Origin of the sequence: Streptomyces griseus subsp. griseus (assembly GCF_000720255.1) — a bacterium.
GTDB classification, from domain to species: domain Bacteria; phylum Actinomycetota; class Actinomycetes; order Streptomycetales; family Streptomycetaceae; genus Streptomyces; species Streptomyces griseus_I.
Map to the genome: position 1 here is coordinate 14,640 of NZ_JOJE01000022.1, position 18,249 is coordinate 32,888.

At 71.3% G+C, this 18,249-nt stretch carries 12 protein-coding genes and 1 pseudogene; 6 read left to right on the top strand and 7 right to left on the bottom strand.

Annotated elements, in window-relative coordinates:
• Nucleotides 1–295: 295 nt before the first annotated feature.
• On the top strand, nucleotides 296–1,813 hold the full coding sequence (locus IG99_RS27180; protein ID WP_037678058.1) for a glutamate--cysteine ligase: 1,518 nt from the start codon (nucleotides 296–298) through the stop codon (nucleotides 1,811–1,813).
• Nucleotides 1,814–1,970: 157 nt separating this feature from the next.
• Complete coding sequence (locus tag IG99_RS27185) at nucleotides 1,971–2,768, top strand: CPBP family intramembrane glutamic endopeptidase (RefSeq protein ID WP_037678060.1); 798 nt, start codon at nucleotides 1,971–1,973, stop codon at nucleotides 2,766–2,768.
• Nucleotides 2,769–2,779: 11 nt separating this feature from the next.
• On the opposite strand, the gene IG99_RS27190 is transcribed toward IG99_RS27185, so the two are convergent.
• Nucleotides 2,780–3,589 (bottom strand): PhzF family phenazine biosynthesis protein, encoded by an 810-nt coding sequence (locus IG99_RS27190; protein ID WP_037678062.1) that lies wholly within the window; start codon nucleotides 3,587–3,589, stop codon nucleotides 2,780–2,782.
• A 192-nt stretch (nucleotides 3,590–3,781) separates the two neighbouring features.
• Between IG99_RS27190 and IG99_RS27195 the strand changes: the two genes are divergently transcribed.
• Nucleotides 3,782–6,508 (top strand): LuxR C-terminal-related transcriptional regulator, encoded by a 2,727-nt coding sequence (locus IG99_RS27195; protein ID WP_394298051.1) that lies wholly within the window; start codon nucleotides 3,782–3,784, stop codon nucleotides 6,506–6,508.
• 116 nt (nucleotides 6,509–6,624) lie between these two features.
• Here IG99_RS27195 and IG99_RS27200 read toward each other — a convergent pair.
• A pseudogene (locus IG99_RS27200) lies at nucleotides 6,625–6,927 on the bottom strand (CBS domain-containing protein); the annotation flags it as partial.
• 391 nt (nucleotides 6,928–7,318) lie between these two features.
• Here IG99_RS27200 and IG99_RS27205 point away from each other — a divergent pair.
• Nucleotides 7,319–7,831, top strand: a complete 513-nt coding sequence (locus tag IG99_RS27205) for a DUF2231 domain-containing protein (protein WP_037678069.1) — start codon at nucleotides 7,319–7,321, stop codon at nucleotides 7,829–7,831.
• Nucleotides 7,832–8,154: 323 nt separating this feature from the next.
• Here IG99_RS27205 and IG99_RS27210 read toward each other — a convergent pair whose 3' ends face one another.
• Nucleotides 8,155–9,675 (bottom strand): bifunctional aminoglycoside phosphotransferase/ATP-binding protein, encoded by a 1,521-nt coding sequence (locus IG99_RS27210; protein ID WP_234311966.1) that lies wholly within the window; start codon nucleotides 9,673–9,675, stop codon nucleotides 8,155–8,157.
• Entirely contained in the window at nucleotides 9,668–10,534 is an 867-nt protein-coding gene (locus IG99_RS27215; RefSeq protein ID WP_037678071.1) for a universal stress protein, read from the bottom strand. Before IG99_RS27215 ends, IG99_RS27210 begins: the two co-directional genes overlap by 8 nt.
• Before the next feature lie 307 nt (nucleotides 10,535–10,841).
• On the opposite strand from IG99_RS27215, the gene IG99_RS48895 reads away from it, so the two are divergent.
• Both IG99_RS48895 and IG99_RS27220 read left to right on the top strand, forming a co-directional pair.
• Complete coding sequence (locus tag IG99_RS48895; protein ID WP_158973244.1) at nucleotides 10,842–11,273, top strand: hypothetical protein; 432 nt, start codon at nucleotides 10,842–10,844, stop codon at nucleotides 11,271–11,273.
• A gap of 56 nt (nucleotides 11,274–11,329) precedes the next feature.
• On the top strand, nucleotides 11,330–12,217 hold the full coding sequence (locus tag IG99_RS27220; RefSeq protein ID WP_037678121.1) for a universal stress protein: 888 nt from the start codon (nucleotides 11,330–11,332) through the stop codon (nucleotides 12,215–12,217).
• Between the two features lie 75 nt (nucleotides 12,218–12,292).
• Here IG99_RS27220 and IG99_RS27225 read toward each other — a convergent pair whose 3' ends face one another.
• The 3 genes from IG99_RS27225 to car all read right to left on the bottom strand — a co-directional run bounded on the left by IG99_RS27225 (nucleotide 12,293) and on the right by car (nucleotide 18,205).
• Nucleotides 12,293–13,318 carry a 6-phosphofructokinase gene (locus IG99_RS27225; RefSeq protein WP_037678072.1) on the bottom strand — a complete coding sequence of 342 codons (1,026 nt, stop codon included), beginning with the start codon at nucleotides 13,316–13,318 and terminating at the stop codon, nucleotides 12,293–12,295.
• Between the two features lie 360 nt (nucleotides 13,319–13,678).
• Nucleotides 13,679–13,831 carry a hypothetical protein gene (locus IG99_RS48900; RefSeq protein ID WP_158973245.1) on the bottom strand — a complete coding sequence of 51 codons (153 nt, stop codon included), beginning with the start codon at nucleotides 13,829–13,831 and terminating at the stop codon, nucleotides 13,679–13,681.
• A gap of 831 nt (nucleotides 13,832–14,662) precedes the next feature.
• Nucleotides 14,663–18,205 carry a carboxylic acid reductase gene (gene car, locus IG99_RS27230; protein WP_078947927.1) on the bottom strand — a complete coding sequence of 1,181 codons (3,543 nt, stop codon included), beginning with the start codon at nucleotides 18,203–18,205 and terminating at the stop codon, nucleotides 14,663–14,665.
• Nucleotides 18,206–18,249: the final 44 nt, after the last annotated feature.

An 18,249-nucleotide genomic window follows, 5' to 3' on the forward strand; every position in this document is an offset into this window, starting at 1 on the left:
GCGATTCGCGGAAATCATCCCGATTCAGGACCTGCCGCACGGCCGTGACCTCGCAATACGAGCCTGCCGCGGTCGGCCCATTGTCGTCGGCGTTTTTCCCGAGGCTCGCAGGGGTACACGCATCTCCACACCGCACCATGCCCGGTGAATGTGCCGCCGGTCACCCTCCATCAGAGTAGCGGGCGTCACGCCCGGCCGGGACGTTATCGATCGCTTCGGTTGGGCATAAGCCACCTGACCCGGGCCACCGGCGGGCGGATCCATCGGCCTGCTCATCCGAGGAAGGGACGCTTCGATGGGGGAGAAGGTCGCGGCAGGTGCGTTCGACCTGTCCGATCGTCAGCGCTACCGCGACAAGCTGCGGCGGTGCCTGACGGGGCTTGAGCGACTCCTGGCGGAGAAGCGGTTCGACCGCCCCAAGAACCTCATGGGGCTCGAGATCGAATTGAATCTCGCCGGCGCCGACGGCATGCCCAGAATGCTGAATGCCCAAGTGCTGGAGCGCATCGCGAGCCGAGATTTCCAAACAGAACTCGCCATGTTCAACCTGGAAGTGAACATAGCCCCACACCGATTGGGTGGTCGTGTATTCGACCGGCTCGCCGAGGAACTCCGTACGTCACTGGCATATGCCGACCGAAAAGCGGGCGAGGTCGACGCGGGAATCGTGATGATCGGCATTCTGCCGACCCTCGACCGCGACGACCTGGTCTCCGCCAACCTCTCCGACGTCGACCGCTACGCGCTGCTCAACGACCAGATCGTGGCCGCCCGCGGTGAGGACTTCACCCTCGACATCGACGGTGTGGAACGGCTGACCTGCACCGCCGGGTCCATCGCGCCCGAAGCGGCCTGCACCTCCGTGCAACTGCACCTCCAGGTGACCCCGGGGCGCTTCGCCGACGTGTGGAACGCCGCGCAGGCCGTCGCCGCCGTCCAGGTCGCCGTCGGCGCCAACGCGCCCTTCCTGTTCGGCCATGAGCTGTGGCGCGAGTCCCGGCCCCCGCTGTTCCAGCAGTCCACCGACACCCGGCCGCCCGAGCTCCAGGCACAGGGAGTGCGGCCGCGCACCTGGTTCGGGGAGCGGTGGGTCTCCTCGGCGTACGAGCTCTTCGAGGAGAACCTGCGCTACTACCCGGCCCTGCTGCCGATCTGCGACGAGGAGGACCCCCTCGAGGTGCTGGACGCCGGCGGCGTACCCAAGCTCGCCGAGCTCGTCCTGCACAACGGCACGGTGTACCGCTGGAACCGCCCGGTCTACGGCATCGCGGACGGGGTCCCGCACCTGCGCGTGGAGAACCGCGTGCTGCCCGCCGGACCCACCGTCACCGACGTCATCGCCAACGCGGCGTTCTACTACGGGCTGGTGCGGGCCCTCGCCGAGGAGTCCCGGCCGGTGTGGACCCGGATGCCGTTCGAGACGGCCGCGGCGAACTTCGACGCGGCGTGCCGGTACGGCATCGACGCGCGGCTGCAGTGGCCGCGGCGGGGGCGGCTCGGGGGTACGGCCGAGGTCGACGCGGTCAGCCTCGTACGGGACGAGTTGCTGCCGCTCGCGGAGGCGGGCCTGGCGGCCTGGGGCGTCGAGGCCGTCGACCGGGACCTGTACCTCGGGGTGATCGAGGAGCGGTGCCGGCGGCGGTTCAACGGGGCGGAGTGGCAGGCCGCGACGTTCCACCGGGGTCTTGAGATGGGGCTCAGCAGGGAGGTCGCGCTGGCCGCCACGACTCGGCGGTACCGGGAGCTCACGCAGATCGGGGAGCCGGTGCACACCTGGCCGGTGGGGCTGCCGGAGCCGGTGCCTTTGGGATGAGCGCGGGGGGTGGCCGTTGTCCATGCGGCTGAGCGCCGCCGCGGCGGGATGGAGGGCCCGCCTTCCGGGGTGTGAGGTTGGGTGGGGGTGATGCCGGGCGCGGGGTTGCGGTCGGGCATGCTGTGGGGGTCGGTGTGGTGGGTCAGCGGAGGCTGGAGTGCACGTGGATGCTGGGGTGGCGGGCGAGTACTCCGCGGAGCGGCCCTCGCGCCGGGTGTTCCGGGACGAGACACTTCTCGTGCTGGGGCTCTCGCTCGGCGCCAGCGGAGTCTCGGCGCTGATCAGCTTCGTCGGGTCGGTCACCAAACCGGGCGGCCTCAAGGACCAGGCGGCCACCCTCAACGCCTCCGCCGCACCGGGCCGGCCCTGGCTCGACCTGGCCTGGCAGCTCTTCGGCATCGCCACGGCGTTGGTGCCCGTCGCCCTCGTCGCCCACTTCCTGCTGCGCGAGGGCGCGAGCCTGCGCACCCTCGGCTTCGACCGCACCCGGCCCTGGCCCGACCTCGGCCGCGGCGCCGGGGTCGCGGCGGTGATCGGCAGCACCGGGATCGCCTTCTACCTCGCCGCCCGCGGCCTCGGCTTCAACCTCACCGTGGTGCCGGAGGCCCTGCCCGACGTGTGGTGGAAGTACCCGGTGCTGATCCTTTCGGCGCTGCAGAACGCCATCGTCGAGGAAGTGATCGTCGTCGGCTATCTGCTGCGCAGGCTCGGACAGTTGGGCTGGACCCCGGGCGCCGCACTGGTGGCCAGCTCCGTGCTGCGCGGCTCGTACCACCTCTACCAGGGCATCGGCGGCTTCATCGGCAACATGGCGATGGGCGTCGTCTTCGTCTATCTGTACCGGCGCTGGGGCCGGGTCGGCCCCCTCGTCGTGGCGCATTCGCTGCTCGACATCGGCGCGTTCGTGGGGTACGCCCTGCTGGCGGGCAAGGTGGGCTGGCTGCCCACGGCCTGAGCGCTGCCCGTTCAGGCCAGCAGTTCGCCCTCGATGGTGGTGATGGCGCGGCCGTTCAGCAGGGTGCGGTCGCCGCGGAGTTCCGTGCGGACGCGGCCGGAGCGGGGCGAGGCCTGGAGACCGGTGAGGACGGAGCGGCCGAGGCGCTCGGACCAGTGCGGGGCGAGGGCGGTGTGGGCGCTGCCCGTGACGGGGTCCTCGGCGATGCCGACATTCGGGAAGAAGCACCGGGAGACGAAGTCGTATCCCCGGGCGGGGTCCTCCGCGCGGGCGGTGGCGATGATGCCGCGCGTGGAGTAGCGCGCGAGTGCCCCGTGGTCCGGGGTGAGCGCGCGGACCGTCTTCTCCTCGGCGAGTTCGAGGAGCAGGTCGCCGATGTTCGGGCCGGTGTCGAAGGCGGCGAGCGGTTCGGCACCGAGAGCACCGGCCACCCCGTCCGGCACCTCGACGCGGCTGAGCGGAGCCGTGGGGAAGTCGAGGGTGATCGAGCCGTCGTCCTCGAGCGTGGCGATGAGGACGCCGCTGCGGGTGGCGAACCGTACCGGGCCCTCGTGGGCGCCCGTGGTGTGCAGGACGTGAGCCGTGGCGAGCGTGGCGTGGCCGCACATCGCGACCTCGGTGACGGGGGTGAACCAGCGCAGCGCCCAGTCGGCCTCGCCGTCCTCGGGGAGACGGTGGGCGAAGGCGGTCTCCGCGTGGTTGACCTCCAGCGCGACCTTCTGGAGCCAGTCGTCGTCGGGGAAGGTGTCGAGGAGCACGACCCCGGCCGGGTTGCCGGCGAAGGGGCGGTCGGTGAAGGCGTCGACGATTCGAATCCGCATGGCGCTGACGCTAGAGGATGCGAGAAGCCGGATACCAAGGCCAATTCATGAGTGCTGGACCGGTTCCTGTCCGGGGCGGACCGTAGGAGCGACGGTGGGGCCGGGCGGGTACGGCGCGCGGGTGGGACGGAAGGCTGGGATGCTGAGGGGGGAGCGCTGCCCATGGCCTGACGAACAGTGGTGGTGAGCGCGGTGGCCGCATCCGAGGTGAACGATTCGGGGGTACGGGCCGAGCCGCGCGCGGATCCGCTGGGCGACCCGTACCTGACCACGCGGTTCGCCCTGCCGGCCAGACCCGCCACGTTCCTGCGGCGCGAACGATTGGTCGAGCACCTGGACCAAGCTCTCCTGACGCCGTTGACGATGGTCAACGGAGCCGCGGGTGCGGGAAAGACACTGCTGGTCGCCGACTGGGCTGCCGGGCGCGATCGACGCGTCGCCTGGCTGACCAACGAGGCGACCGACCAGGCTCCCGGGGTGTTCTGGGCGTACCTGCTCCAGGCGCTGCGCGCCGCCGGCGTGGCCCTGCCCGCCGAGGTCGGCTGCCCGGCGGACGCGAGCCGGGTGGACCGTACGCTGCTGGCCCGGCTCGCCGCGGTGTTGCGCGGGCAGGACCGGCCCGTGGTCGTGGTGCTCGACGAGTACGACCGGGTGACCGCCCCCGAGATCGCGGAACAGTTGGAGTTCGTCCTGCACCACGCCGGGCACGGAATGCGCCTGGTCCTCGTCACCCGCACCGAGCCCCTGCTGCCGCTGCACCGTTACCGGGCGGCAGGCGCCATGACGGAGATCAGGAACGCGGAGCTCGCCTTCACCCCGGAGGAGGCCGCCGCGCTGCTGCGACTGCACGGGCTGAGCCTGGCGGTGCCGGCCGCGAGCGCGCTGGTGGAGCGGACCCGGGGTTGGGCCGCGGGGCTGCGGCTGGCCGCCCTGGCCGCGCAGGAGAGCCAGGATCCGGAGACGTATCTGAAGGAGTTCGAGGCCGACCGCACGACGGTCGCCGACTTCCTGCTCGCCGAGGTGCTCAAGCGGCAGGCGCCCGAGACGCAGGACCTCCTGCTGCGGGTCAGCGTCCTCGAACGTTTCTGCCCCGACCTGGCCAACGCCCTCACGGAGCGCACCGACGCCGAGCCCATCCTGGCCGGGCTGCACCGCGAGAACGCCTTCGTCGAGCACCTCGGGCACGCCCGCTACCGTCTCCACCCGCTGTTCGGGGAGATCCTCCGCGCCCATCTGCGGGTACGCCATCCCGGCCTGGAGCCCTTACTGCACCGCAGGTCCGCGGAGTGGCTGCGGCGTTCCGGGGCCCTGGCCGAGGCCCTCGGGCACGGTGCCGCCGCGGGCGACTGGGAGTTCACCGCCGGCGTCCTCGTCGGCGACCTCGCCATCGGGCAGCTCTTCACCGGCCTGCGCTGCGACGACCTGGTCGAGCTGTTCTCGCGGATGGGGCCCGAGGCTACGAGCCCCGCGAGCGATCTCGTCCGGGCGGCCCGTGAGCTGGCCCGGTGCGATCTCGACCGTGGCCTGACCCATCTGCGGCACGCCGAGGAGAGACTGGACGGCGAGCGCGGCCCGGCGGGGGACGCGCCGGACCGCGCGGCGGCGCGGCTGAGCTGTGCCCTGCTCGAGGCGCTGGCGGCCCGGTTGACCGGTTCGCCGGGGCGGGCGGAGCGGGCGGCGGAGGCGGCCGCGGAAGTCAGGGAAGCGGTCCCCGCCCATCTGCTGGACCAGCACCCCGAGCTCACGGCCCTGCTGCTGACGCATCTCGGGTCGGCGCGGCTGTGGGCCGGGCACCTCGGGGAGGCACGCGCCGTGCTGGCCGCGGTGGCCGACGGCGCCGACGGCGCCTCCACGGCGCTCCCACGCGAGGACGCCCTGGGCCGCCTGGCCCTGATCGACTATCTGAACGGCTGGCTCGGCAGGGCGGAGCGCAAGGCACTGGCTTCGATGACCGAGACCGAACGGTTCAGCCTGCCGCAGCCGTCCGGCTCCGGCATTGGGCCACTGGTCCTGGCCGCGGTGGCCGTGGACCGCAACGAACTCTCCAGGGCGCAGGCCCTCCTCGACACCGCTACCGCGGCGCACCCCGTGAACCACGACCCGGTACTGGCGGCGGGCCGCGCCATAGCCACCGCGCGCCTTCTGCTGGCCCGCGGCGACACACGCGCAGCACTCAGGGCGGCGGAACCGGCCGTCACGGCCGACGTGGCCTCACCCTGGGCACGGGGCCACACGGCGCTGGTAGCGGCCACCGCGCACCTGGCCGAGGGCCGGCCCGAGCGGGCCGTCCGATTGCTGGAGGCGGTGCCCGACGACCAGCCGGCCTGCGTGGTGGGTGCCGCCCGGGCGCAGCTCGCCGCGGGCCGCCCCGGCGCGGCGATCGACCTGCTCGACCGTGCCCATCCGGAGGGTCGCTCCGGTCCCGCGGTGACGGTCCGGGCTCTGCTCGTGAGGGCGCAGGCAGCCGACGGGGTCGGGGACCCGGCCACCGCCCGCCGGCTCGTCGCCAGGGCCCTGCACGAGGCACGGCGCGAACGGCTGCGCCGCCCCTTCGTCGAGACCGGGCCGTGGATCCGGCCATTCCTCGACACCGCACCCCTGCGCGCCCTGGCCGCGGGCTGGCTCACCCCTGGCACCCGCAGCCCCGGCCCACCCGCCCGTGGCCCCCTCCGCTCCGGTTCGCTCAGCCCGGATCCGCCCTCGCACAGCGGTCCGCCGCCGGTCGTGGAGGAGCTCAGCGGGCGTGAGCGCGACGTACTGCTCCGGCTGGCGCGGATGATGTCGACGGAGGAGATCGCCGCCGACCTCTACGTGTCGGTGAACACGGTCAAGACCCACCTGAAGAGCGTCTACCGGAAGCTGGCGGTGAACCGCCGCAACGAAGCGGTGCGCCGCGCACGCGAACTGCGGTTGCTGTGAGTGCCGACCCACCGGTGGGCGCCGCAGGTGTCGCCGCACCCCATGGTGATGACCACGTCGGATGCCTTGGGTGAGGGAGGCGGCGGCGAGCTGGGACCGGTCGGCGTTGTGGACGCGGGCCTGGCCGTCACTGCCGGGCTGTTCATCAGTCCCTCGGCGGTGGTGGCCTCGGCCTTCGCACGGTCGGCGGGCCCGGGACACAGGACCGGCAGCAGGCCCGCTGGATCCAGCTGCGCGCCCTCCTTGCGCAGCAGGTCCGCCTCGGAGACCACGCCCACGGCGTGTTCCTCGCCGTCCACGACCGGCACGGCGGTGATGTCATGCTCGGCCAGCAGCTTGGCGATCTCCTTGAAGCCGGTGTCCCGGCGCACCTTCACGACCGCCGTGGTCATGAGATCGCTCACGGTCCGGTGCCACATGGCTCCCGCCTCCTCGTGTCGCGTCCGTTGCTGCTTTCCACTCTCCGCCCGGCAGGCGTGAGCCGCATGGGCCGGCCGGTCCCGATCGGCACGGCAGCGCGGCGACGGCCTTCACCACGGCCTCCGGGCCCTCGCTCCCGGGAACCCGCGGTGTGCGGCACTCGGCGGAAAGGGGGGTGGTGCACCTCGGTGGATCCGGCACGGCGACCGCCGGATCGGTCTCCTTCCATCCCGCCGCGGCACCCGGGCCATGCGGAAGGGGACGCCCGGCCCTGCTTCTCGGCCGGACGGATGGCACAAGAAAATCCTCAGAAGAAGCTGAGAAGTTGCTGTGCCAGGCTGGCGCGCCTGATCGACACGGGGAACCGCGACTCGCTGGAGGATCTCACCGATGAGCCTGGTCAACGGCCTGCCCGCACACATACTGCTCGTGCATTTCGTTGTGGTCCTAGTTCCTCTGACCGCTCTGGCACTCGTGGTCTGTGTGATCTGGCCCAAGGCGGCGCAGCGCATGGGCGTCGTCCTGCCTCTGCTCGCCCTTGTCACGCTCGTGAGCGTTCCGCTCACCACTCAGGCCGGCGAGTGGCTGGAGGGACACGTCGACGACAACGCGCTGGTGCGCCGGCACGCCGAGCTCGGCGACGGCCTGCTCCCCTGGGCCGGGGGCCTGTTCCTCCTCGCGGTCGCCGTCTGGTGGGCGACCGGCCGCGCCGCCGCGTCCGGATCGGGCGCCACCGGCAGCGCACGGTGGTCCGCCCTGCCAGTGCGCGTCGTGGCGGCGGTGTTGTCGCTCGCGGTGGCCGCGGGAGCCGTCGTGGACGTCTACCGCATCGGTGACTCAGGAGCGAAGGCCGCTTGGCATGACGGCTTCTCCAAGACGGCGTCGGGCGGAGGGGACGACTGACCCGCCACAGGCCGGCTTCGACCGCCGGGGAGACGTGACGGGAGTGGTCCGCCTCGCGTTGGAGCAGCAGGTGGACTCCGGGGCGGGCCAGCAGCGCGTGCAGCCGTTGAGGAGGTCCGCCGACGCTCACGGTCGCGTCCGGCAGACGGTCTCCCGGGCGAGGAGCACCTCGAAGGCGTGGGGTTCCGTCGACCGACAGGGCAGGTGGAGGCGGTGGTGTGCGACCAGCGGGAAGGTGGAGGCGAAGCACACGGCCACGGCTCGACATGCCTCGCCCGGGGAGAGCGGTCCATGATCGCCCATGGTGACCTCCGGTTCTCTGCCTAGTCCGGTTCCATGTAGGGGCGGCGGAAGATCGGCGCCTGACCGGAACCCCATGGCCTTACGGCGGCAAGCGCCCGGGAGACAGCGGATTCCAGCGGCCCACTGGTGTCGACGGCGACGGCCTCGGACCACGCGGGCTCCCTCGCCGCCATGGCGGCGGCGACGTCGAGGTCGGCGTCGGACGGGCCGGGAGCACGTGTGCTCAGTCGGGCCGCGGACACCTCCTCCGGCACCTGGCAGTGCAGGGCCACCAGGTCGGCGCTGGTGAGTTCGGCGACGTGCCGCGCGGCTTCACGCTGCTCCGCGGTGGACCAGGTGGCGTCCAGTACGACGGATTCACCGGACGCCAGCAGGGCCGCCGCGCGATCGAGCAGGGCGGCGTAGGTCCGGGCCGTCCACTCGGGCGTGTACAGCCCCTCTCCGTAGCCGGCCACCGCCGGCCGCTCCGGGGGAATGCCCGCCAGTTCTTTGCGGAGGCGGTCGCTGCTGAGGAGGGTGGCCTCCAGACGGTCGGCCAGGGCGCCGGAGAGAGTGGACTTGCCGCTGCCGGGCATCCCGCCGACGAGCGTCAGTCCGACGGCGGCGGTGCGCAGGTGGCCCAGGGCCGTCGCGACCAGCCGCCGTGACGCCGGCTCCGCGCCTGGCGCCCCCTGCTGCGCCTGGATGAGTGACACCTTGGCGCGGACGAACGCACGGTAGGCGACATAGTGATGCCACAAGGACGGGGGCGCGGGGTCCCCGGAGTACTCGCTGTAGCGGGCGAGGAAGTAGGCAGCGGCATCGGGAGCGCCGAGGTGTTCGAGGTCCATCGCGAGGAAGGCGGCGTCGTCGAGACCGTCGACGTACCGCAGGCGGTCGTCGAACTCCAGACAGTCCAGGACGCGGGGGCCGTCGTCGAGGCAGAAGACGTCTTCGGCGAGCAGGTCGCCGTGGCCGTCCACCACTCGCCGCTGCGCGATCCGTGAATCGAACAATCGCTCGCGGCCGACGAGATAGCGGCGCACCAGCCGCTCGGCCTCGGGCACCCCGTCCGGCACGGAGCCCTCCCCTGTCAGGGCGCGGATCTGCGCGAAGCCGGCCTCCCAGCGTGCGGACAGCGCGTCCCGCGTGCCCTGTTCGTCCACGTCCCGGCCGCGGGGAGCGTCCGCGTGCCAGGCGGCGAGCCGCCGCGCCACGGTCCGCAGCACGTCGTCGACCGGGGCGCCCGTTCGCACGAGCCGCGACAGGCGTCGGTCCTCCGGCATCCGGCGCATCACCACCAGCGGTTCCGGCGCCTCGCCGTCAGGGGTGGAGACCTCGCCCAGGCCCAGGTAGACGTCGGGGGCGAAGCGGCGGTTGAGGGCTACCTCGCGTTCGCACGCCGCCCGGCGGGCTGCCCGCCCGGTGTAGTCCAGGAAACCCAGGTTCAAGGGTTTCTTGACCTTGTAGGCGCGGTCGCCGGCGAAGAACAGGATCGCGGTGTGGGTCTCGCACACGTCCGCCCGCGACGGCCGAGGGCCGGCATGCCCGGGCTCAGTCATGGGGGACGACGGCGACGGGGCAGCGTCCGTGATGGAGGGCGGCGTGGGCGATGGGGCCCAGGTGAGGTGCCACACCGTGCCGGTGCGTGCGCCGGCCGATGACCAGCAGTGCCGCGCCCGCGCCGGCCTGGACGACGGCCTTGGCGGGGCTCGCCAGACGGATGCCGGCCGCCACCTCCACCTGCGGGTACTTCTCGTGCCAAGGGCGAAGCGCCTTGCCCAGCTCCTTCTTCGCCTCGTTCCTCATCTCCTCGGTCACCTCGTGGTCCGCACCCCAGGGCGTGCGCGCATGGAGCGGCACGCTGCGAGCATGGACGGCCAGCAGCGCGACGCCCCGGGCCGCGGCGGTGTGAAAGGCGAAGTCGAGCAACTCCTCACCGGTGTCGTGCAGTTTCAACGCCACCACCACGCGGCTCTCCGGTGTGGGGGGCGCTCCCTCCGTCGGCTCCGCGCGGACCAGGACGACCGGCCGCTCGGCACGCGCCACGACCGGCATGCTGACGTCGCCCATGAAGTAGCTCTCGACGGTCTCCAGCCCCCGAGCGCCGAGCACAAGCATCTCGGAATCCGAGGCCGCTCGGAGCAGGGCCTCCTGAGCATCCTCGGGGACCAGGTTCCCGACGACGGTCAGGCCCGGATGGCGTGTCTGCAGCTCCGCCTGCGCGGTGTGCACGAGACGTTTCGCCCAGTAGTTCTGGTCGACTTCGGGGGCCACACGGGCGGGTGCCGGCGCCAACAGCGGCCACGCGTGCAGGAGCCGCAGGGCGAGCCTCCGCCCCTCGGCTTCGTCGGCGGCCCAGCGGGCGGCGGCGAGGCTCTCGGGCGAGCCGTCCAGGCCCACGGTGACGTCTGGCTGCATGGCGGCGGCCTCCGTCTCGTACGCAGCTGGAGATGACGTTGGATGACGGTGACCGGGTCCGGTGGCGCGCCTGGTCCGGATGTCGCCGACATGCCGAGCGTGATGCGTTCTCTCCCTTCGAGGAGTACCCCAATCCTCTCCGGCGCGCATGTGGACCAGGGAGGGCGGGGAGCCCCGAGGAACGCGCATCCGGTGCGAGAGGAGACCGGAGCGGTGACCATTCCCCTGGTCGTCGGCGACGGCGGATCCGAGGCGAGCCCGGAGGCCGTGGATCCGCGTGCCGGACTCGGAGGAGTCACCGCTGCGCATGGTGCCGGCCGACCGGGCCGTGACCGTGGCGCCCGAGCCCATGGCCTGTCCGGTGGATCCCGTGGCCGACGCGGGCCCGGCACGCCGGTTCACGCGGACCAACGCTGCGGCAGCACGAACGTGCAGCTTTCCCACGGTGCGATCGCTGGTCACGGACCGGTCGGGGAGCACGACACGGATTCCGGGGCTGCGGCGGCTTCACGGGGCTGTTGCTCGGCTCGGCTCGGTCGGCCCGGCCCCGCTGCACCATGCGAACTGCCCGGCCGAGGGGCTGTTCGTCACTGCTGGGTTGTTCGACCCCGATTCCTGCCGGCTCGACAAGGCCCGGGGTGACTCGGCGGCCTCCTGTTCCGTGCGCCGTTTTCGGCGTCCCGGCCCGCCGAATCCGGTCCCGGGCGCCGATGCGGTGCTGCCGTGGAACAGTGGGTGAGAGGAGACATGAGCCGTGTGGCACCCGCAGGTGCAGGCCGGGCGGAGGAGGCGATGATGAGTCATCCTGTGCTGGCGGGTGTCGACGGGTCCCCAAGCAGTGCGGCGGCGGCCGACTGGGCGGCACGGGAGGCTGTGCTGCGCGGGGCCCCGCTGCGGCTGTTGGGCGCTTCTCCACCGCTTCCCGGGACCTCAGTGCCGGACCCGGCCCGGGAAAGGCTGCGTCAGGTGAGTGCGCGGATGCTCCAACAGGTGGTCGCCGATCTCCGCGATCGCTACCCGGACCTCGACGTGCTGGCCGAGCAGGCCGATGACGCGCCCGCCGCGGCGCTCCTCGCGGCGGCGGGCGATGTCGGACTCCTCGTCGTCGGCACACGCGGGACGGGCGGTTTCGAGGGTCTCGCGGTCGGCTCGGTGGCCCTGCGGATGGCGGCCGGAGCACCGTCCCCTGTCGTGTTGGTCCCCCATCGGCCCGGCGCCTTCGGAGAAGGGGCCCAGCCGGCACGCAGCAACGCCCGGATCGTGCTGGGGTTCGACGCGCATCAGCCGATCGGTGAGGTCGCGGACTTCGCGTTCTCGGCCGCTGAGGCACGTGGGGCGGGTCTGAGAGCGGTCCAGGCATGGGCCTTTCCCGCCGAGTCCGTGTCTCCCCGGACCCTGGCGGTGACCGAGGAGGACCGCGCCACGTGGGAGGACCAGGAGGTTCTGCGGCTCTCCGACGCCCTGCGTGCGTGGCAGGCGAAGTATCCACGGGTGACGGTTCGTGTCGATGTCATGCTGCTCCACCCCGCGGAAGCGCTCCTGAACACCACCCGGGATGCGGACCTGCTCGTCGTGGGCCGGCGCACCGATCCGCGGGCGGACGAGGGCCGGCTGGGCCCGGTCACCCACGCCGTACTGCACCATGCCCGCTGCCCGGTGGCGGTGGTGCCGCACGCCGGGTGACGGCCCACCAGAGGCCGGGAGGGGCAGAACAGCAGGTCCTGTCGCGGCTCGGTGACCGGTGAGCGCCGGGTCCGGTCAGCCGAAGAACACCTCGAACTCGTCGTACAGCGACGCATCGACCCTCTTGTTCTCCGCTGTCGCATCGGCGAGGGGGTACCGGACGATTCGGGTGCCTTGCAGGGCGACCATGACGCCGAACTCCCCGTCCTTGATCGCGTCGATGGCATGCAGCCCGAAACGGGTGGCCAGCCATCGGTCGAAGGCGCTCGGGGTGCCGCCGCGCTGGATGTGGCCCAGGACTGTGGTGCGGGCATCCTTGCCGGTGCGTTCGGAAATCTCCTGCGCCAGCCATTCGCCGATGCCGGACAGCCGTACATGGCCGAACTCGTCCAGCGACTGGTCCTTGAGCACCATCTGCCCTTCTTTGGGGACGGCCCCCTCGGCGGCCACGACGATCGGCGCATAATTGATCTTGAACCGGCTCTTCACCTGCTCGCAGACCTGGTCGATGTCGAACGGCTGCTCCGGAATGAGGACCACATTGGCGCCGCCCGCGATGCCGGCGTGCAGGGCGATCCATCCGGAATGCCGCCCCATCACCTCCACCACGAGGGTGCGCATGTGTGATTCGGCCGTGGTGTGGAGGCGGTCGATGGCCTCGGTGGCGATTCCGACGGCGGTGTCGAAGCCGAAGGTGTAGTCGGTGCCGGACACGTCGTTGTCGATGGTCTTCGGCACCCCGACCAGTGGGACCCCTTGCCGGCTCAGCTCGGTGGCCACGCCGAGCGTGTCCTCGCCGCCGATCACGACGAGTGCGTCGACGCCGTGCGTGGCGAGGGTGTCCCGGACGCGTCGCAGCCCGTCCTCGTGCTTGAACGGGTTGGTGCGGGAGGAGCCGAGGATGGTCCCGCCGCGGGGAAGGATCCCCCGCACGGTGGAGATGTCCAGCGGCACGACGTCACCCTGGAGCAGACCGAGCCAGCCGTCCCGCACGCCGACGAAGTCGAAGGAGTATTCCTGGACCCCTTTGCGGACGACGCTGCGGATGACGGCGTTCAGGCCGGGACAGTCACCTCCGCCGGTCAGTACTCCCACCTTCATGGGCTTCCTCCCATCCGCCGGTCACCCCCACTTGGGGACATGAATGCCGCGTCCTTCAAGCCTCTCTCTGTTGCAACCACGGTCGCCACTTGGAGCCGGCCAGGGACGAGGGGAGCGAGTGGCGCGCCGGCAGCGGTCGGGTCGCCCGGTGCCGCCGCGAAGACGGGCGCTTCGGGGGCCGCTCGTGCCACACGCGACTGCTCCGGTGAACCTCCTCGCCCGACATCTCCGCGCAGCGCCACGCGGTCCTGCCGGCTGTCGCGTCCCATTGCACGGTCCACAACACGCTGCACCAACCGCCGACGATCACCATCGAGCCGGGGGCGTGAAGCCCCCGGGCGGAGGCGTGCCGGGGACACGTCACGCCGCCGGAGCAGGGACGACCTCACGCTGTTCCCCGCCGAGCACGCCCTTCAGTGCACCGGTGACGGAGGCCTGAGAGAAGACGTCGTATGCCAGGAGTTCCGCGCAGGCGCGCTGGGCGAGCCGGCCGCCGTCCGGCCCGGGGTACACCGCGGCGATCTCATGAGCGAGCCGGGTGCCGCCGGGTCGGCTGAGCCAGGCGGCGCGCTGCGCGGGCCGACCCCCGAGCCACGGCCTGCGGTTCGGCGTACGAGGGGATCGTGCCGCAGGCGGCCGCGGGCAGCAGGGTCACCGGAACGTCCTGTTCCACGCACCAGGTCGTCACCGGTTGCCGCGGCGACCGCGGTGGGCACCGGAGCCGCCTCCCCTCTGCAGCGGCCCGAAGCGAGCGAGCGCCCGGCACACTGATACGGGTCATCGGGCGAGCCACTGTCATCCGCGGGTGGACCGCACCGGTACCGCCACACCGCCCGGGTGCCGCCTCCTCCGGGCGCGCACCGAGCCAGAGATCACCGCCGAGCGCGACGGCCCGCTCCTCCATGTTCTTCAGCCCGCCGCGCACGGCACCCCTCGGTACCCCACGACCGTTGTCGCTCACCCTGGCGAAGTGGTCCCGTGCGGCCGCCCTGCTTGGCGATGATCTGCTTCGGCTCCCGGACCTGCTCGTACGCGCAGAGGGCCAACCGTCGCCCGGTCCGCCGACGTCTCGCTGAACCACTCCTGTCCACACATCCTGGGGCAACTCAAGATCGCGTTCACCGTCACATGACACGGAGCGAACAACGAATCGCTCTCGCCCCTCACCCAATGTTCGCAACAACACACCTGTGGACAACGGACATGGAAGCAAGCCGCCGCGCCCGTGCGTCCGCCGTACGGGGTGCCTGCCAAAGCCGGCAATGGGACCTGGAAACGACGAGATCGCAGGCGGTCGCGCCGTCTCGATCATGCCGGAGGCGGGGAGTAGGGGGCGTGCCGCATCTACATGAGCCCCCGCTGACGCAGGTCGGCCGGGTACTTGACGATCAACTCGGGTGTCAGATGCGGGATGTCCTTGTCCGCGCCGATGCCGGCCTCCCGTACGGCGGTTCGGAACCGGTCGGCGGGGATGGCGGATCCGGGCAGTGGTTCCTCGGGCCTTCGGAACGCGTGCAGCAGCGGCAGCAGCGAGTGCTGACGCTGCTGTTCCGGCAGTGCGCGGATCGCGGTCTCGAACCGGACGATCCAGTCGTCGTAGTCCGCCAGGTGCCGGATCGGGTAACCGGCTTCGACGAGCCACGTCACGAAGTCGTCCAGCGAAATGCCGTCGTCGTGCGGGTTGACCACGTTGAACGTCCGATACCCGCGGGCGGCTTGCGCGCCGAGCGCATTGACGGCTTCGGCGGTGAAATCGACGGGCAGCCCGTCGAAGTGGGCCTGTCCGGAACCCGTGAGGCCCTCGGTCCGGTAGAAGGACGTCGGCGCGATGCCGGTCCGCACCAGACTGAACAGGAGGCGGGTGAACACGTCCGGCACGTTCAGTTGCCCGGTGTAGCGGCTGTGGGCGAGGATCATGTCCGACCGGAAGGTGGTCACAGGCAGGCCGCACAGGTCGTGGGCTTCCCTCAGGAGCACTTCGCCCGCCCATTTGCTCGTGCCGTAACCGCCGGCATAGGTGTCGTCGAGTGCTCGCACGGGGTTCAGCTCACGGATGTCGCCCGTCTCGTCGAGAGCCGACGGATCGAGTGGTGCGGCCACGGCGACGGTCGAGAGATGGATGAACGGTTTGATCTTCGTGGTGATCGCCAGCCGGATCACTTCGGCCGTCCCCACGACGTTCGGGCCGAACAACTGCTCATACGACAGCATGTGGTTGACCAGTGCGGCCGGGTGCGCGATCAGGTCGACCTCCGCGGCCAGCCGCTGCCAGGTCGCCTTGCTCAGCCCCAGGTTCTCCTGTCCGATGTCACCGGCGAGCACGTCGAGATGGCGCGCGGCCAGGTCCCGGTAGCGGCGCAGCAGTTCCGCGTCACCGCTGTCGAAGGCGCGATCGAGGCGTGCTCGGGCTGCCGCCTCGTCCCGGCCACGTACGACGCAGATCAGCCTCCCACCGGTGTCGGCCAGCCGCTCCAGCCAGTCCAGGCACATGAACCGGCCGAGATAGCCGTTCGCGCCGGTGAGCAGCACGGTCCGTGGCGTGGTCTCCTCGGGCTGCGGCAACTGCCGGGCGGCGGCGAGGGTTTCCGCGTCCACGAACCTGTCGAGAGTGAGGTCGGACGCGCGTACCTCGGTGCTGCCCGCACCGTGCACCGTGGCGAACGTGGATGGTTTCGCCCCTGACACGCGGCCGCTCTCGATGTGGTCCGCAAGGGCCCGGAGGTCGTTCGACGAGCTGAGGACCGCTCCGACCGGCACCTCGACACCGAAGATCTCCGTCAGGAGCGTGGCGAAGGACATCGCGGACAGTGAGTCGCCGCCGAGGTCGGTGAAGTGGGTGGCGGCGTCCAACTCCGCCGTCGAGCAGCCGAGGAGCGCCTGCGCGGCGCGGCTGACCGTCTCGAACACGGGCTGGTCCGGTCCGCCGTCGCGCAGCGCTCGCACCGCGTCGTCCTGCTCCTGCTCGACTGTGGCGTACAAGGCTTCGAGCCGCTCTCCGTAGCGTCCCCTGAGGCGGGGAGGCAGGTTCTTCCGAGTGTCCGACAGAAGGCCGTTCTCCAGGGTGAACGGTTCGGTCTCGATCAGGAAGTCGCGCGGAATCTCGTACGAGTTCAGTTCGGCGTGGCGGGCGGTCTCCTGCAGGGCCTCACTCAGCGAGGCCTTGAGGTCGTCCGGGTGGGCCACCCGGACGAGCGCTTCCTCGGTCGGCACGATCACCGCCAGCAGGTAGGCGCGTTCGCTGTTGCCGTAGACGAAGATCTGCCGGATGAGAGGGCTGGTGACGTACACCCCTTCGAGACGGGTGAGCGCGACGAACTCGCCCTGCGCGAGCTTCATGACGTTGTTGCGGCGGTCGACGTACATGTATCGGTCGGGACCGATCCGGGCCATGATGTCGCCGGTCCGGTAGAAGCCGTTCTCGTCGAATGCCTGGGCCGTCGCGTCGGGCCGCCGGTAGTACCCGGGCGTGATCGTCTCCGACTTGAGTACCAGCTCACCTCGCGGGTACGGCGAATCAGTCCCGTAATAGCCGAGTTCCGGTACGTCGACCAGTTTGCAGTCGAGCACCGGCGGTCGCTGCACAACCGTGTTGAGCAGCACCGACCCGGTCTCGGTGGAGCCGTAGCCTTCCAGCAGGGGCAGGTCCAGGCACGACTCCACGAACTCCCGCAGTTCGGCGGAGAGCGGAGCGCTGCCGCAGAGCGCCTGAAGCAGCCGCCCGCCGACGAAGCGCTCCCGCAGATCCGTCTTCACGGCGGCGTCGAGCGCCTCGCCGTCGGTGAACTCCGCCGCCCGCCGCGCCCTTTCGGCCTGGTACTCCTGGAACAGCATGTCGCAGATGCGGGGCACCATGAGCAGAGCCGTCGGCCGGGCGAGCGCGATGTCCTCGAACAGGCTCGACAGGTCGCTCCGCGCGGTGAAGTAGGAGATGCCGCCCCGCCTGAGCGTCTCCACGAGTGACGAGCGGCCTGCGACATGACTCAGAGGCAGGTAGTTGACGACGATCGAGGCCACGCTGTCGGGTATGGGCACGGAGCCGGCCCACGACCTGTGCAGCATCCGCTCGGTGTAGATGGCCCCCTTGGGCGTCCCCGTGCTGCCGGAGGTGTAGATCAGCAGGCGGGTGGGGTCGTCGTAGGGGCCGGGGATGAACAGCGGCACCGGCGGCAGGTCGTACCCGCGCCCGATCACCGCTGTCAGCGTGTCGGGGGCGGCGTGACCGGATACGGCCAGCCTGGTGCGCGCGGCGTCGAAGGCCTCCCTTTCGGCATCGTCCTCCGGGTGGTAGTCGAACACGACCAGCCGCGGTGCCGACTCGGCGGGCAGCACCAACTCAACGGCTCTGTCCAGGAGTTCGATACTCGTCGCCAGAACGCGCGGCCCGGTCTCCGCGACGATCTGCGCCAACTGGGAGACGGGGGCCCCGGACTGCAACGGCACCGACACCGCCCCCAGCCGCAGGCACGCCAGATCAAGCGTCACGTAGTCGCAGCTGGTGAATCCGTAGATCGCGACGAAGTCGCCCGGGGCGAGGGGACGACCCGTGTCCGCCGCCCATTCCGCCGCGATGGCACCGGCCCGCGCCCACAGTTCGCCGTAGCTGATCGTGGTGAACTCCGGGAGCAGCCGCAGTGATGTGCGCCCGGAGACCGGGTCGGTCACCCGCTCCCTCGCCCGCTGTGCCAGGGCCGGCCGCTCGGCGTACCCTTCCATGATCGTCGCGACGGTGCGTGACAGTACTTGGTCCCGCCCTGCGTCACGCACCGCCGTGCCGACACTCTGCAGGGGCATGGCATTGCGGTACTGCGGATCGTGCACGGACAACTCCGCGATGAGGCGGGCCGGCCGGGTGCTTCCGGAGGGGGCGGCGTCGGACGTCGAAGGCATAGCCGTCACCAGTTCTCTTTGCGGGTTCGGGGGAGGAGAGGGTG

Coding starts and splice junctions, on each gene's coding strand:
- IG99_RS27220 (WP_037678121.1), top strand. CDS start 11,330: ATGAGTCATCCTGTGCTGGCGGGTGTCGACGGGTCCCCAAGCAGTGCG.
- IG99_RS48895 (WP_158973244.1), top strand. CDS start 10,842: ATGGTGCCGGCCGACCGGGCCGTGACCGTGGCGCCCGAGCCCATGGCC.
- IG99_RS27180 (WP_037678058.1), top strand. CDS start 296: ATGGGGGAGAAGGTCGCGGCAGGTGCGTTCGACCTGTCCGATCGTCAG.
- IG99_RS27205 (WP_037678069.1), top strand. CDS start 7,319: ATGAGCCTGGTCAACGGCCTGCCCGCACACATACTGCTCGTGCATTTC.
- IG99_RS27215 (WP_037678071.1), bottom strand. CDS start 10,534: ATGCAGCCAGACGTCACCGTGGGCCTGGACGGCTCGCCCGAGAGCCTC.
- IG99_RS27190 (WP_037678062.1), bottom strand. CDS start 3,589: ATGCGGATTCGAATCGTCGACGCCTTCACCGACCGCCCCTTCGCCGGC.
- IG99_RS27210 (WP_234311966.1), bottom strand. CDS start 9,675: ATGACTGAGCCCGGGCATGCCGGCCCTCGGCCGTCGCGGGCGGACGTG.
- IG99_RS27225 (WP_037678072.1), bottom strand. CDS start 13,318: ATGAAGGTGGGAGTACTGACCGGCGGAGGTGACTGTCCCGGCCTGAAC.
- car (WP_078947927.1), bottom strand. CDS start 18,205: ATGCCTTCGACGTCCGACGCCGCCCCCTCCGGAAGCACCCGGCCGGCC.